This is a genomic window from Xanthobacter pollutisoli (genome assembly GCF_040044995.1).
Classification (GTDB): Bacteria; Pseudomonadota; Alphaproteobacteria; order Rhizobiales; family Xanthobacteraceae; genus Xanthobacter.
Genome location: NZ_JBDZDP010000006.1, coordinates 137,139 through 151,285, shown reverse-complemented (window position 1 = coordinate 151,285; position 14,147 = coordinate 137,139). Strand labels below are relative to the sequence as shown.

14 protein-coding genes are annotated in these 14,147 nt (G+C 68.0%); 6 read left to right on the top strand and 8 right to left on the bottom strand.

All coding sequences use genetic code 11. The features are described from left to right. Window positions 1–128 precede the first annotated feature (128 nt). A complete protein-coding gene (locus ABLE93_RS14320) occupies window positions 129–1,064 on the top strand; it encodes a LysR family transcriptional regulator (RefSeq protein WP_348840510.1) in 936 nt (311 codons plus the stop codon). Window positions 1,065–1,172: 108 nt separating this feature from the next. Next, on the top strand, window positions 1,173–1,595 hold the full coding sequence (locus ABLE93_RS14315) for a YciI family protein (protein ID WP_348840509.1): 423 nt from the start codon (window positions 1,173–1,175) through the stop codon (window positions 1,593–1,595). A 32-nt stretch (window positions 1,596–1,627) separates the two neighbouring features. Here ABLE93_RS14315 and ABLE93_RS14310 read toward each other — a convergent pair whose 3' ends face one another. Both ABLE93_RS14310 and ABLE93_RS14305 read right to left on the bottom strand, forming a co-directional pair. Further along, window positions 1,628–2,575, bottom strand: coding sequence for a 2-hydroxyacid dehydrogenase (locus tag ABLE93_RS14310; RefSeq protein WP_348840508.1), 948 nt, complete (start codon window positions 2,573–2,575; stop codon window positions 1,628–1,630). Then, entirely contained in the window at window positions 2,572–3,033 is a 462-nt protein-coding gene (locus ABLE93_RS14305; RefSeq protein WP_348840507.1) for a type II 3-dehydroquinate dehydratase, read from the bottom strand. Before ABLE93_RS14305 ends, ABLE93_RS14310 begins: the two co-directional genes overlap by 4 nt. 168 nt (window positions 3,034–3,201) lie before the next feature. Here ABLE93_RS14305 and ABLE93_RS14300 point away from each other — a divergent pair, with 168 nt between their 5' ends. Beyond that, entirely contained in the window at window positions 3,202–3,603 is a 402-nt protein-coding gene (locus tag ABLE93_RS14300) for a response regulator (protein WP_348840506.1), read from the top strand. Further along, the gene (locus ABLE93_RS14295) at window positions 3,600–4,004 is read left to right on the top strand and encodes a response regulator transcription factor (RefSeq protein ID WP_348840505.1); all 405 of its coding nucleotides are present in this window, start codon (window positions 3,600–3,602) and stop codon (window positions 4,002–4,004) included. Before ABLE93_RS14300 ends, ABLE93_RS14295 begins: the two co-directional genes overlap by 4 nt. A 91-nt stretch (window positions 4,005–4,095) precedes the next feature. Here ABLE93_RS14295 and ABLE93_RS14290 read toward each other — a convergent pair whose 3' ends face one another. From ABLE93_RS14290 to murJ, 3 genes are all read right to left on the bottom strand, one after another. Beyond that, entirely contained in the window at window positions 4,096–7,275 is a 3,180-nt protein-coding gene (locus ABLE93_RS14290) for an efflux RND transporter permease subunit (RefSeq protein ID WP_348840504.1), read from the bottom strand. A 12-nt stretch (window positions 7,276–7,287) separates the two neighbouring features. Then, window positions 7,288–8,511, bottom strand: coding sequence for an efflux RND transporter periplasmic adaptor subunit (locus ABLE93_RS14285; protein ID WP_348840503.1), 1,224 nt, complete (start codon window positions 8,509–8,511; stop codon window positions 7,288–7,290). A 166-nt stretch (window positions 8,512–8,677) separates the two neighbouring features. Further along, the gene (murJ, locus tag ABLE93_RS14280) at window positions 8,678–10,237 is read right to left on the bottom strand and encodes a murein biosynthesis integral membrane protein MurJ (protein ID WP_348840502.1); all 1,560 of its coding nucleotides are present in this window, start codon (window positions 10,235–10,237) and stop codon (window positions 8,678–8,680) included. Between the two features lie 219 nt (window positions 10,238–10,456). Here murJ and ABLE93_RS14275 point away from each other — a divergent pair, with 219 nt between their 5' ends. Beyond that, window positions 10,457–10,654 (top strand): hypothetical protein, encoded by a 198-nt coding sequence (locus tag ABLE93_RS14275; RefSeq protein WP_348840501.1) that lies wholly within the window; start codon window positions 10,457–10,459, stop codon window positions 10,652–10,654. A gap of 48 nt (window positions 10,655–10,702) precedes the next feature. Here ABLE93_RS14275 and rnhA read toward each other — a convergent pair whose 3' ends face one another. The 3 genes from rnhA to ispH are packed head-to-tail and all read right to left on the bottom strand — an operon-like array spanning window position 10,703 to window position 13,125. Further along, the gene (gene rnhA, locus ABLE93_RS14270; RefSeq protein WP_348840500.1) at window positions 10,703–11,158 is read right to left on the bottom strand and encodes a ribonuclease HI; all 456 of its coding nucleotides are present in this window, start codon (window positions 11,156–11,158) and stop codon (window positions 10,703–10,705) included. Then, entirely contained in the window at window positions 11,155–12,120 is a 966-nt protein-coding gene (locus ABLE93_RS14265) for a homoserine kinase (protein ID WP_348840499.1), read from the bottom strand. The genes rnhA and ABLE93_RS14265 overlap by 4 nt, the downstream gene beginning before the upstream one ends. A 3-nt stretch (window positions 12,121–12,123) precedes the next feature. Next, a complete protein-coding gene (gene ispH / locus ABLE93_RS14260) occupies window positions 12,124–13,125 on the bottom strand; it encodes a 4-hydroxy-3-methylbut-2-enyl diphosphate reductase (RefSeq protein ID WP_348840498.1) in 1,002 nt (333 codons plus the stop codon). Between the two features lie 287 nt (window positions 13,126–13,412). On the opposite strand from ispH, the gene ABLE93_RS14255 reads away from it, so the two are divergent. Beyond that, window positions 13,413–14,117, top strand: coding sequence for a DUF1013 domain-containing protein (locus tag ABLE93_RS14255; protein WP_348840497.1), 705 nt, complete (start codon window positions 13,413–13,415; stop codon window positions 14,115–14,117). Window positions 14,118–14,147 lie beyond the last annotated feature (30 nt).

The following is a 14,147-nucleotide window of genomic DNA, read 5'->3' as shown; positions in this document are numbered from 1 at the left end:
AGATCGGCTTTTCTGATCCAGATCAATGCGCCAGACTGCGCCTTCCCCGGAGCCTCGATCGTGCGCGCGTCCCGTCCCCATTCCCGCCTCGCTCCCCCCATCCGCTTCTTCGCAGGAGGGGCGCGCGGATGAACATTTCCCTGCGCGCGCTGCGCTACGTGGTGGCGGCGGCCGATTGCGGCAACGTCACCGAGGCGTCGCGCCAGCTCAACGTGTCCCAGCCGTCCATTTCCGCCGCCATCGCCCAGACCGAGGCGGAACTCGGCATTCCCCTGTTCGTGCGCCACCACGCCCGCGGCATCTCGCTCACCTCCGCTGGCCAGCGCTATGTGAACGAGGCGCGCCACCTGCTCGCCCACGCCCGAGACTTCGCCCAGAGCGCCCAGTCGCTGGGCGACAGCCTGCGCGGGGAAATCTCGCTCGGCTGCTTTCTCACCATCGCGCCGCGCTTCATGCCGGCGCTGCTCGCGCGCTTCGCCGAGGTGCAGCCGGGCATCACGGTGCGCCTGGAGGAGGGCGACCAGCGGGAGATCTTCGAGGGCATCTTCTCCGGCCGGCTGGAGCTTGCGGTATCCTACGGCTATGCCGTGCCCGAGGAGCTGGCGGGCGAATTGCTCACCGATCTGCCGCCGCTACTGGTGCTGGCGGCGGACCACCCCCTCGCCGCGCGCCGCGTGGTATCGCTGAAGGAGGTGGCCGACGAGCCCTTCCTGCTCTACGACCTGCCGCACACCCGGGACTATTTCTTCTCCCTGTTCGACGCCTGCGGAATCACGCCGCGCATCGCCTACCGCTCGCGCTCCTATGAGCTGATCCGCGGCCTGGTGGGCCAGAAGCGCGGTTACACGCTGCACAATGCCTCGCCGCGCACCACCATGGCCTATGACGGCAGCCGGGTGGCGGTGCGCCCGCTGAAGGAGCAGCTTCCGCCGGTGCGGGTGATGCGCCTGTCGCTGCGCCGCCAGCCCATGCGCCCGGCGGTGGAGGTGTTCGCCCGCTTCCTCTCTGATGCCTTCTCGCCAGGCGGCATGTTCGCCCCCGGCTCCATCGCGCCGGACATGTGAGGGGCGAAGAAGCAAAAAGGCGCCGCGCAAAATGTCGGGTCCGGGCCGGGCAGCCCGTCCTCGGACGCGGAGGCCCAAGCTGCGCCTCATGAATCAGGGAGAATGACGATGCGCGTGATGGTGATCGTGAAGGCGACGGTGGACAGCGAGCAGGGTGCCATGCCGTCCGCCGAGCTGATGGAGGCCATGGGCAACTACAACGAGGAACTCGCCAAGGCCGGCATCATGCTCTCTGGCGACGGCTTGAAGCCCTCGTCCAACGGCAAGCGCATCGCCTTCGACGGGCCGAGCCGCATCGTCATGGACGGGCCGTTCGCCGAGACCAAGGAGCTGATCGCCGGCTACTGGATCTGGGAGGTAAAGGACATGGAGGAGGCGGTGGCCTGGGTGAAGCGCTGTCCCAATCCCATGCCCGGCCCGAGCGAGATCGAGATCCGTCCGGTCTACGAAATGACCGACTTCGCCGAGGCGGCGACCGAGGAGTCCCTCGCGCCGCACGAGCGTGCCCGCGCCATCATCGAAAGCCGCTGAGCCGACGGGGTAGCTCCGGACACCGTGTCCACTCAATAGCCCCGCGCGGGGTCCACCCGGTTCAGCACCTCCCGCCCCTCCTCCACCCGCCGGATGTTGTCGGCGATCTGGGCGGCGGCGCTTGCGGGGATGGCGACCGAGGCGAGATGCGGCGTCACCAGCACGTTGTCCATGCCCCAGAGCGGGCTTTCCGACGGCAAAGGCTCGGTCGCGAACACGTCGAGGGTTGCCTCTGCGATATGGCCAGAGGCGAGCGCCGTGATAAGCGCGGCCTCGTCCACGACCGCCCCGCGCGCCACGTTGATGAACTTTGCGCCCCGCGGCAGCAAGGCGAGATGCGCCGCGTCCAGCAGGCCGCGGGTTTCCGGCGTCAGCGGCAGCATCACCACGAGGATCTCGGTGTCGGCGAGGAAGCCGGCGAGGGCGTCCATGCCATGGCAGGATTGCACGCCGTCGAGGCTCTTTGCGGTCCGCGACCAGCCGCGCACGTCGAAGCCCTGGCGCGCCAGCTCCTGCGCTGCCGCGGCGCCCAGCTCGCCGAGCCCGAGCACGCCGACGCGGATCTCCCCGGCGGTGCGCGGGTGCACATAGTGCCAGCGGCGCTCCCGCTGCGCCTTTTCGAAGGTCGGGATCTCGCGGGCGTGGCGCAGCACGCAGAACAGGACGAAGGACGCCATCATCCGCGCCATGTGCGGATCGGAGAGGCGGGTGATGGCCACATCGGGCAAATCGTCCCGCGCCACCAGAGCATCGACGCCGGCGCCGAGGTTGACGACGAGCTTGAGATTGGGGAAGCGCGCGAAGAAGCCGTGCGGCGGCTTCCACACCAGAGCGTAGCGCACGTCCGCCGGATCACCCTCCACCGTGCCATCCGCCGGATCGGCGATGCGCACATCGAGGCCGGGCGCCGCCGCCGCAAGCGCCGCCTGCCACTCCGGGCCGTTGTCCACCGCGCTGTAGAAAACCAGAGCCCCGCTCACGTCTGCCCGCCCTCCGCGCGCGCGGCGGCGAGCCGTGCCGCCGCGCTGATGGCGAGTTCGTAGCCGAGTGCGCCGAGGCCCGCCACCACGCCGGTGGCTGCCTTCGACACAAAGGAATGGTGTCGGAAGGGCTCGCGCTTCCAGATGTTGCTCATGTGCGCCTCGATGATCGGCTTGTCGAAGGCGAGCAGCGCATCGAGAATGGCGATGGAGGTATAGGTGAGGCCGGCTGCATTGATGACGATGGCATCCGCTTTCGCCCGCGCCTCCTGGATCCAGTCCACGATCTCGCCCTCGTGGTTCGACTGGCGGAAATCGAGCGTCACCCCGAGCGTCTGCGCATGGGCGAGGCAGCGCTCGCGGATGGCGGGGAAGCTCTCCGTGCCATAGGTGCCGGAGGGGTCGAGCCCGTAGAGATTTGCGTTGGGTCCGTTGAGGAAGAAAATGGTCAGGGGCACCGGCTCTATCCCGCCGTTGGAGTTCGGGCGAAAGTCGCCCTCCCGGCCCCGTCCCGCCAATCGGAAGATGAGATCGCCGGCATCGGCTTTTCTGATGGCCCCACAACGGGGAACCAAAGCGTAGCCTCAGCGTTCCGTCGTTGCCCCGTTAAAGCTTTCAGGGAAATCATGACACATCCGGATCGCCAGCCGAGCGCGACCGAGCAAGCGCGCACTGTGCTGCTGATCGAGGACGACACACTCGTCCGCCTGGTCACGTCCTCAGAGCTGCGCGCCGCCGGTCTCACGGTGGTGGAAGCGGCGTCGGCGCAGGAAGGCTACGACGCCATCCTCGCCGGCCTAGAAGTGGACCTGGTCTTTACCGACGTGCGCACCGAAGGCGCGCTTGACGGCTACGAGCTGGCCGGCCGCCTGCGGACCGAGCGGCCGGATCTCCCGGTGATCCTCACCTCGGGTCATTTCGACCGCACCCTCGCGGCAGTGGTCGCACCCTTTCTCGCCAAGCCTTACCGGATGGAGAGCGTGCTTCAGCTCATCCAAGCCCAGCTCAAGGGGAAATCAGGCATATGAACGCCGGCGATACGGAGTTTCCTGCGACCCTTCTCATTGTCGAGGCCGACATCCTCGTGCGCCACGTCCTCGCGGACTATCTCAGGTCCTGCGGGTACGAGGTGCTGGAGGCGACATCCGGCGAGGAAGCCCAGATCATCCTCGAGGTGGAGGCCGAGCGTGTCGAGGCGGTGCTGGCGGATGCCGCGTCCACCGGCGGTCTGGACGGCTTCGCCCTCGCCCGCTGGCTGAGGGAGACCCATCCCCATATCGACGTGGTGCTCGCCGGCTCCCCGGCCATGGCGGCAACGCAGGCCACCGATCTGTGCGAGGACGGGCCGGCGGTGGAAAAGCCCTACCAACCCCAGCACGTTCTCGAGCGGATCAAGTGGCTGAAGGCCCAGCGCGACCGGCGCCGTTGAGCGGCGACATTCACCCTCAACACGAAAAAGGCGGCCCGGAGGCCGCCTTTTCTTATGGTGCCGCTCGCCTTCCGGCGCTGCGGGCCGGGCCTCATTCTGCGGGTGCAGGATGCGACGGAGGCGGTGCGGGCGCCTTCTCCCGGCTTCCGAAGGACGCGATCCAGCGCGCGAAGACGTAGAACACCGGCGTGAACAGCAGGCCGAAGAGCGTCACGCCGATCATGCCCGAGAACACCGCCGTGCCCAGCGCCTGGCGCAGCTCGGCGCCGGCGCCGGTGGCCCACACCAGCGGGACCACGCCAAGGATGAAGGCGAGCGAGGTCATGACGATGGGACGCAGACGCAGACGCGCCGCCTCCACCGCGGCCTCACGCCGGCCGTGCCCCTGGTCCTCCAGCTGCTTGGCGAATTCCACGATGAGGATCGCGTTCTTCGCCGCAAGGCCGATGAGCACGATGAATCCCACCTGGGTCAGGATGTTGTTGTCCTGACCCCTCAGGATCACGCCCACCAGCGCTGCCACGAGGCACATGGGCACGATGAGGATGACCGCCAGCGGCAGGGTCAAACTCTCGTACTGCGCCGCCAGCACCAGGAAGACGAACACCACGCCCAGCGCGAAGGCGAAGATGGCGGTGTTGCCGGCGCGCTCCTGCTGGAAGGCGAGCGCCGTCCATTCGAAGGAGAAGCCCTGCGGCAGCACCTTGGTCGCTAGATCCTGCAGGATCTTGATCGCCTGACCCTGCGAGTAGCCGGGCGCCGGCGAGCCGTCGAGCTCGGACGCCGGGTAGAGGTTGTAGCGCGGCACGCGGTAGGGGCCCGAGATGTCCCGCACCGTGGTGAACGAGCCGAGCGGCACCGTCTCTCCGTTGGCCGCCCGCACGCGGATGGAGAGCACGTCCTTGGGATCGAGCCGGAAGGGAGCGTCCGCCTGCGCCTGCACGCGGAAGGTGCGCCCGAACAGGTTGAAGTCGTTCACGTAGCTCGACCCGATATAGGTCTGGAGCGCGGCGAAGACGTCGGCGATGTTGATCTGCAGCAGCTGGGCCTTCTGCCGGTCGATGTCGAGATAGAGCTGCGGCGTCGAGGTCTCGAACAGGGAGTAGACCTGCATCAGCCCCGGCGTCTGCGCCGCCGCACCCATCATGGCGTAGGTGGCATTGCGCAGCGCGAGGAGGCCGTTGCCGGCGCGGTCCTCGATCATCATGCGGAAGCCGCCGGCGTTGCCGATGCCCTGCACGGGCGGCGGCTGCACCACGATCATCTGGGCTTCCTGGATGGACGCCACCTTGCCGAACAGCACGCCCTGGATGGCCGCCGCCGTCTGGTCCGCATGGCCGGCGCGCTTGGCGAACGGCTCGAGGATGACGAACATGGCGCCGGCGTTGGGGGCATTGGTGAAGGTGGCGCCGGAGAAGCCGGCGATGTTGACGATGTGGCCGACGCCCGGGGTGCCGAGCACGAGCTCGCCGGCGCGCTTCATCACCTCCTCGGTGCGCTGCATGGCGGCGCCGGGAGGCAACTGGGCGACGACGATGAGATAGCCGCGGTCCTGCTGCGGGATGAAGCCCTGGGGCGTCGTCACGAACAGCCAGCCGCCGAACGCGACGATGCCCATGTAGACGATGAGCACCAGCGCCACCACGCGCACAAGGCGCCCGGTCATCCACGCGTAGCCGTTTCCAAGCCCCTCGAAGCCGCGGTTGAAGATGCGGAAGAAGCCGGTGATCGGCCGCGCATACCACGCCGGCTTCTCATGGGCCGCGCGGTGCGGCTTCAGGAGGATGGCGCACATGGCCGGCGAGAGGGTCAGCGACACGAGCAGCGAGATCAGCGTCGAGCCGGCAATGGTCAGCGCGAACTGCCGGTAGAACTCGCCCGACAGGCCGGTGATGAAGGCCGTGGGCACGAACACCGACGACAGCACGAGGGAGATGGCGACCAGCGCCCCGCCCACCTCGTCCATGGTCTTGTAGGCGGCATCGCGCGGGGCGAGGCCCGCCTCGATGTTGCGCTCCACGTTCTCCACCACGACGATAGCGTCGTCCACCACGATGCCGATGGCGAGCACCAGGCCGAACAGGGACAGGTTGTTCAGCGAGAAGCCGAACAGCGTCATCACGAAGAAGGTGCCGACGAGCGAGATCGGGATGGCGAGGATGGGAATGATCGCCGCCCGCCAGGTCTGCAGGAACACGATCACCACCAGCACGACGAGCACGATGGCCTCGCCGATGGTGTGGATCACCGCATCCACCGACTGCTGGATGAACTCGGTGGGGTTGTAATAGATCGCGTACTTCAGGCCCTCGGGGAAGGTCTTGCCGATGCGCTCCATCTCCTTCACCACCGCATTGCCGGTGGCGAGGGCGTTGGAGCCCGGGCGCTGGAAGATGCCGAGGTTGATGGAGATGTCCTTGTCGAGGAAGGACGTGGACGCATAGTCCTGCGCCGAGATCTCCACCCGGCCCACATCCTTCAGCCGCACCAGCGCCGCGTCGGTCTGCTTGATGACGATGTCGCTGAAGGTCGCCGGATCGGACAGGCGCCCGAGGGTGCGAACGGCGATCTGGAACGCCCGCTGAGTCGGCACCGGCGGCTGGTTGAGCACGCCCGAGGCAACCTGGACGTTCTGCGCCCTCAACGCATTCACCACGTCCGTGGTGGTCAGGTTGAGCATGGACAGGCGGTCAGGGTCGAGCCAGACCTGCATGGCGTATTCGCGCGAGCCGAAGACGGTGATGGAGCCCACGCCGTCGATGCGCGAGAGCACGTCCTTGATCTCGATATTGGCGAAGTTCGAGATGAACAACGGATCGCGCGAGCCGTCCGGCGAATAGAGGCTGACAACCAGCAGAAGGTCGGGGGAGGCCTTGGCCGTCACGACGCCCACCTGCTGCACTTCGGACGGAAGCCGCGGCTCGGCGATGGCGACACGGTTCTGCACCTGCACCTGGGCGATGTCCAGGTTGGTGCCGATGTCGAAGGTGACCGAAATGGAGAAGCGGCCGTCCGCGGTGGAGTTGGACGAGACGTAGAGCATGTGCTCCACGCCGTTGATCTGCTGCTCGATGGGCGCGACCACGGTCTCGGCGACGATCTCGGCGGAGGCGCCGGGATACTGGCCGGTCACGGTGATGACCGGCGGCGCGATCTCGGGATACTGCGCCACCGGCAGGCGCAGGTAGGACACCGCGCCGAGGATGACGACCACCACCGAAACCACCGAGGCGAAGATGGGGCGGTCGATGAAGAAGTGGGAAAAGCGCATGTCGCCCTCCCCTTACTTGGAGGAGGCGCTGGCGGCGGGAGCACCGGCCGGCGCCTGGGCGCCCGCCGGCTGCGGATTGACGGTGACGCCGGGCCTCACCCGCATCAGCCCGTTGACCACCACCTTGTCGTCCGGCCCGAGGCCCTCGCGGATCACCCGCATGTCGCCCTGCAGCGGTCCGAGGGTGACCGGCTTCTGCACCACCTTGTTGTCCGGCCCAACGACGTAGACGAACTTCTTCACCTGCTCGCTGCCGATGGCCACGTCCGGCACCACCAGCGCGTCGTAGGGCGCGGAGGAATCGATGCGGATGCGGGCGAACATGCCGGGGCGGAACAGGTTGTCCTTGTTATCGAACACCGCCCGGCCGCGGATCGTGCCGGTCTCACGGTCGATCACGTTGTTGAGGAAGTCCAGCTTGCCGGTATGGCTGAAGTCCTTGTCGTCGATCAGCTTGAGCGTCACCGGATCGCCCTTGATGTCGGCGCCGCCCTTGCGGCGCGTCATCCGCAGCAGGGCGGCTTCGTCCATGGTGAACTCGAAGCGGATCGGATCGGTGGAAACGATCACCGCCAGAAGGGTCGGCGAGCCGGCGGTGCCGCCGGTGACGTAGTTGCCCACCGAAACCCGGCGGTCGCCGATCTTGCCGGTGATGGGGGCCTTCACCTCGGTGAAGCCGAGGTCGAGCTGGGCGGAGCGCAGCTGCGCCTCCTGCGACTGCACCACGGCGTTGGCGGTGCGCTCGGCCTGGGTGCGCTGGTCGAAGGTCTGCTTGGAGATGGCGTTGGAGGTCCGGTCCTCCAGCAGGGTGCGGGCGCGCTCCAGGTCCGCCTTGGTGAAGTCGAGATTCGCCTTGGCCTGGGAGAGATTGGCCTGGGCCTGATCCACCGCGATCTTGAACGGGCGCTGGTCGATGGTGAAGAGGATGTCGCCTTCCTTCACGATCTGGCCGTCGGCAAAGCCGATCTTGTCCAGATATCCGGAAACGCGGGCGCGAACATTGACCTCGTCGATGGCGACGAAGCGGCCGACATATTCCTCCTGTTCCGTGACCGAGCGGGTCTGCGGCGTCGCCACCGTCACGGTCGGCGGCGGCGGGGCCGCCTGCTGCTGGGCCGAGGGCTGGCCGCAGCCGGCGAGGGACAGGGCAAGCGCGGCGCACGCAACGAGCGGCGCGGCCGGAACGGCACGCGTGAACAGGGAAAAGAGGGAACGAAGGCGGGGGGCAGGCGTCATGGATATCCGGCTCCTCGTCGGACTTGCGTCCGCGAATGAACTTGGAAGGGCTCGGCACCTCCCGCAACCGATGAGCCGAAACCGGAAAACGGCGGTTCGATAGCACAGAGCGGGTGCGATGCAAAATGCTACGCTGCCGGAGGGGCCGGATTTAGTTGACGAACGGTCATCGCGGCATGCTGTCAGGCCTCGGCCCGCGGCGCCCCATGACGCCGGCGAGAAACGAGCGCCCGAGCAGCACGAAAAGCCCGCCGCCATAGACCGCCGCGCCGGCGATCACGACCAGGAGAAGCATGATCTCCTCGCGCGCCCAGAGGGAGGGTGGCAGGAGCGCGGCGGCGAGGGCCTGCGCGCCAACGAGGGCCGCGCCCACCAGAATCAGGAGGACGAACAGCTTCGCCAGATGGCGGCCCAGAGCCGCATCGCCCACCGGATACCCGCGGCGGATGGCGAACAGGACGAGAAGGCTCACGTTGATCCAGCCGCCCACCGCGGTGGCCAGCGCCAGACCCACCTGGGCGAGGGTGCCCATGAGGGCGAACTTGAGCGCCACATTGAGCGCGACGGCGGTGAGCGAGGCGATCATCGGCGTGCGGGTGTCGCCGCGGGCGTGGAACGGCGCAATGAACGCCCGCACCACCACGAAGGCGAGGAGGCCGACGCCGTAGGCCCGGAGCGTCGCCGCCGCGTCGGCCGCGTCGGCCGCGGTGAAGGCGCCGCGGGCGAAAAGCGCGCGCATGGTCAGGTCCGGCACCAGAAGGGCGGCCGCGACGAAGGGAATGGCGAGCAGCGTCGCGAGCTCGATGGCCCGGGCCTGGGAATGGGCCGCCCCGGCATCATCTTTCGCTGCGAGGCGCCGCGACATCTCCGGCAGCAGCACGGTGCCCACCGCGATGCCCACGACGCCGATGGGCAACTGGTTGATGCGGTCGGCGTAATAGAGCGCCGACAGCGCGCCCGCTGGCAGGAAGGTGGCGATGATGGTGTCGGCGAAGAGGGCGATCTGCACGCCCGCCGAGCCGATGATGGCCGGTCCGAGGGCCTTGAGGAACTGCCGCGTGCCGGGGTCGAGCTTCGGCCGGGCGAACCGCAGCCCGATGCCATGGCGCTCGGCATCGAGCCCCACCACGAACAATTGCGCGACGCCTGAGATGAGTACGCCCCACGCCGCCGCATGACCGGCGGTGGGGAAGAGCGCGGCGGCAAGCAGCGTGCTCACCATGCAGATGTTGAGCAGGATCGGTGCCGCCGCCGCCACCGCGAACCGGTCCGAGGCGTTGAGGGCGCCCGTCACCAGCGTCGCCACCGAAATCAGGGCGAGATAGGGAAAGGTGATGCGCGTCAGCGTCACCGCGAGGCCGAAGCGCTCGGGATCGTCGGCGAGGCCCGGCGCCAAAAGGCCGACGAACTGCGGCGTGAATCCCAGCGCCAGCGCCAGCAGCACGGCGTGCACCAGCGTCATGGCGGTGAGGATCTCGTCGGCGAAGCCGCGCGCCACCGGCACGCCGTCCTGCTCGCGCAGCCGGGCATAGGTCGGCACGAAGGCGGCGTTGAACGCGCCTTCGGCGAAGATGGCGCGAAAGTGGTTCGGCAGGCGGAAGGCGATGAGGAAGGCGTCCGCCACCGGGCCGGCGCCGAGCACGGCGGCCATCACCACATCACGGACGAAACCGGCCAGGCGGGAGAGGAGCGTCAGGCCGCCGACGGAGAGGATGTTGCGGAACATGGGGAGTTGGCAGCCGGCGGTCTGGCGAAACAGTGGGCGGACCCTAGAGCGGCCCGCGGGCTGAGGGAAGCTGCTTGTGGCCGCCTTCGGCTGAAGGCCTGCCGCAACAATCCGCTTGTCCAGAGCGGCGAACTCAACCTTAATATGCCGTTCTTACTCGGCCTTACTCTTAGTTGCGATCGAATCTTAATAGGGGGGAGCATGAACAGGGCATGGCTCTTGGCGACTGCAGTCACCGTGGGTGCCGCGTTTTCCGGAGCGGTACCCGCAAACGCTCAGAAGACGCAGGCTAAAACGATCGATCAGCTGCGCGCGGAATGTCTGGAGGAGAATCCTCCGGGCCGCCAGGCGGACCGCTCGGGCCTTATCTCGCGTTGCATTCAACGCAAGAAAGCCGAGCTGGGCATGAAGAATTGACGTGCACGCGCGGCCTTCCCGCATATCCGTGGATACGGGTAATGCCGATCACCCTCCCAGCCGGCCCCGCAGCTTGAACGGAGCCATGCCTTCGCGGGCCAGTTCGTCGGCCCGCTCGTTTTCGGCGTGGCCCGCGTGACCCTTCACCCAGTGCCAGCGGATTTCGTGGCGCTTAAGGGCCTCGTCCAGCCGCTCCCACAGGTCCTGGTTCTTCACCGGCTTCTTGTCGGCGGTGCGCCAGCCGTTGCGCTTCCAGCCGTGCATCCACTTGGTGACGCCGTTCCTCAGATATTCGCTGTCGGTGTGCAGGTCGACGGCGCACGGCTCCTTCAGCGCCTCCAGGGCCGAGATGGCGCCCATCAGCTCCATGCGGTTGTTGGTGGTCATCGCCTCGCCGCCGGACAGCGGCTTCTCGTGGGCGCCGAAGCGCAGCAGCGCGCCCCAGCCACCGGGGCCGGGATTCCCGGAGCAGGCCCCGTCGGTGAAGATTTCCACGGCCTTCATGCGGCGAGGCCGTAGTCCTGCGCGCTGTCCACCGCCTGGTGGAATCGCAGCTTCTTCAGATATTCCAGCGGGTCCTTGGGCCGCACCAGCGCGCCCTGCGGCACGTTCAGCCAGTCGACGAGGCGGGTCAGCAGGAAGCGCAGCGCGGCGCCGCGGGCGAGCCTCGGCAATGCGGCGATCTCCTCCTGCGACAGGGGCCGCGCCGCGCCGTAGCCGGCGAGCAGCGCCCGGCCTTTGGTGACGTTGAAGGCGCCGTCCGGCTCGAAGCACCAGGCGTTGAGGCAGACCGCCACGTCATAGGCGAGGAAGTCGGTGCAGGCGAAATAGAAGTCGATGATCCCGGAGAGCCGGTCATCGAGGAAGAAGGCATTGTCCGGGAAGAGGTCGGCGTGAATGACGCCCTCGGGCAGCCCCTTCGGCCAGCTGGCCTCCAGCGTCCCGAGCTCGGCGGCGATGGCTCCCGAAAGACCGGGCGCGACCGTGTCGGCCTCGGCCCGTGCCGCCTCGAAGAGGGGCCGCCACCCCCCAACCGACAGCGCATTGGCGCGGCGCATGGAGAAATCCGCGCCGGCGAGGTGGAGCCGGGCGAGCCCCTGCCCCAGTTCCGCGCAATGCTGCGCGCTGGGCCGGCGCACCGAGACGCCGGGCAGGAAGGTGACCATGGCCGCGGGCCGCCCCGCGACTTCCCCGAGCACCGCGCCGGAGCGCGCCGCCACCGGCTGCGGGCAGGAGAGGCCGCGGGCGGCGAGATGCTGCATCAGCCCAATGAAGAAGGGCAGGTCGTCCCGCCTCACCCTTTTCTCGTAGAGCGTGAGGATGTAGCTGCCGGACGTGGTCTGCACCAGGAAGTTGGAATTCTCGACACCCTCGGCGATGCCGTGGAACGAGGTGAGGGTACCCACCTCATAGCCGGCGAGAAAGGCTTCGAGCTCGGCCGGCGCCACATCGGTATAGACCGCCACGCCTCACTCCGCCGCCGCATCCGGCCGCAGCACGCGCGGCAGGGGAAAGAACACGTCCTCCTCGGTGGAGGTCACGGTCTCGACGGTGACGTCGTAGCGCGCGGCGAAGGCGTCGATGATCTCCTCCACCAGCACCTCAGGCGCCGAGGCGCCGGCGGTGACGCCGAGGCTGGCAATGCCGGTGAACACCGACCAGTCGATGTCGGCGGCCCGCTGGACCAGGGCCGAGCGGCGGCAGCCGGCCCGTTCCGCCGCTTCGCGCAGGCGCTGGGAATTGGAGGAATTGGGCGCGCCCACCACGATCAGCGCCTCCACCTTCGGGGCGATCAGCTTCACCGCCTCCTGCCGGTTGGTTGTGGCGTAGCAGATGTCCTCCTTGTGCGGCTCGGCGAGCTTGGGAAAGCGCCGGCGCAGGATGGCGATCATCCCGGCGGTGTCGTCGAGGGAGAGCGTGGTCTGTGTCACATAGGCGAGGGTGTCTGGATCCGGCGGCGACACCGTCTCGGCGTCCTCGGCGGTCTCGATCAGGGTGAAGGCGCCGTCGGGCAATTGGCCGATGGTCCCCACCACCTCCGGATGGCCCCTGTGGCCGATGAGGAGGATGTGCCGCCCGCGCTTGAAATGCACCTGCGCCTCGCGATGCACCTTCGTGACCAGCGGGCAGGTGGCGTCGATGGCGAAGAGGTTGCGGCCCGAGGCCTCCTCCGGCACCGCCTTGGGAACGCCGTGGGCGGAGAAGATGACCGGAGCGGTGGTGTCGGGCACCTCCTCCAGCTCCTCGACGAAGATGGCGCCCTTCCGCTTCAGGTCTTCCACGACATATTTGTTATGGACGATCTCGTGCCGCACGTAGACCGGCGCGCCATAGAGCTTCAGCGCCTGTTCCACAGCGTCGATGGCGCGCACGACGCCGGCGCAGAAGCCGCGCGGAGCGGCGAGGAGGACCTTCAGCGCCGGCCGTGCGGGGGCCGGGACAAGGTCGCGATCTTGGGCACGATCGGGCATGGGGCGAATTGGCGGTCTCCCGCCGTCTGTGTCAAGCAGGCCGGCGATTTCACCCATCGCCCCGCCGCGGGAATTGCAACTTTCTGCCGGGGCGCTTATGTTGGCCCTATCCCGGACACATGCGATGCATTCCGCGGTCCGCCCCTGGGGAGGGGTGGCCTTGCGAACCCGCATATCTCCGAACCTGCTTATGTCCGAACCCGCGTTTGCCAGATAGCCCGATGCGCCGCGACCGGTGCGTCTGAACCCGGCGGACGCGAGAGACCAACAAGCCGCAAGAGGCCGTCATGTCGAACTTACCGTTGATGCCCAAGGCCACCGCCGTCTGGCTCGTGGACAATACGGCGCTCTCCTTCGAGCAGATCGGCGACTTCTGCAAGCTCCACCCGCTCGAGGTGAAGGGCATCGCCGACGGCGAGGTGGCGCAGGGGATCAAGGGGCTCGACCCCATCTCCACCGGCCAGCTTTCCCGCGACGAGATTACCCTCGCCGAGAAGGATCCCAACCGCCGCCTGAAGCTGCTGGACCCCAAGGTGCGCCTGCCGGAGCAGAAGAAGCGCCGCGGCCCGCGCTATACCCCGGTGTCCCGCCGCCACGACCGGCCCAACGCCATCCTCTGGCTGCTGCGCAACCATGCCGAGCTGAAGGACGCCCAGATCATCCGCCTGGTGGGGACCACCAAGTCCACCATCCAGTCGATCCGCGACCGCACTCACTGGAACTCGCCGCAGCTCTCCCCCATGGACCCGGTGACGCTGGGCCTGTGCAGCCAGATCGACCTCGATCTGGAAGTGCAGCGCGCCTCTAAGGACCGTCCCGCCGGCGCTGCGCCGGAAGAGCGCGGCGCGACCCTTCTGCCCGCCGACGTCACCACGGCGCCCGAGCCGGCCGAGGAGGATGCGCCGAAGGGCCGCGAGAGCCTCGACCTCGAAACCGTGTTCGCCAAGCTCGGCGGCTCGAAGAAGAATGAGGAAGAGGATTACGAGGACTGAGCCGCACGGCTTCCTCGCCAGTCACACACG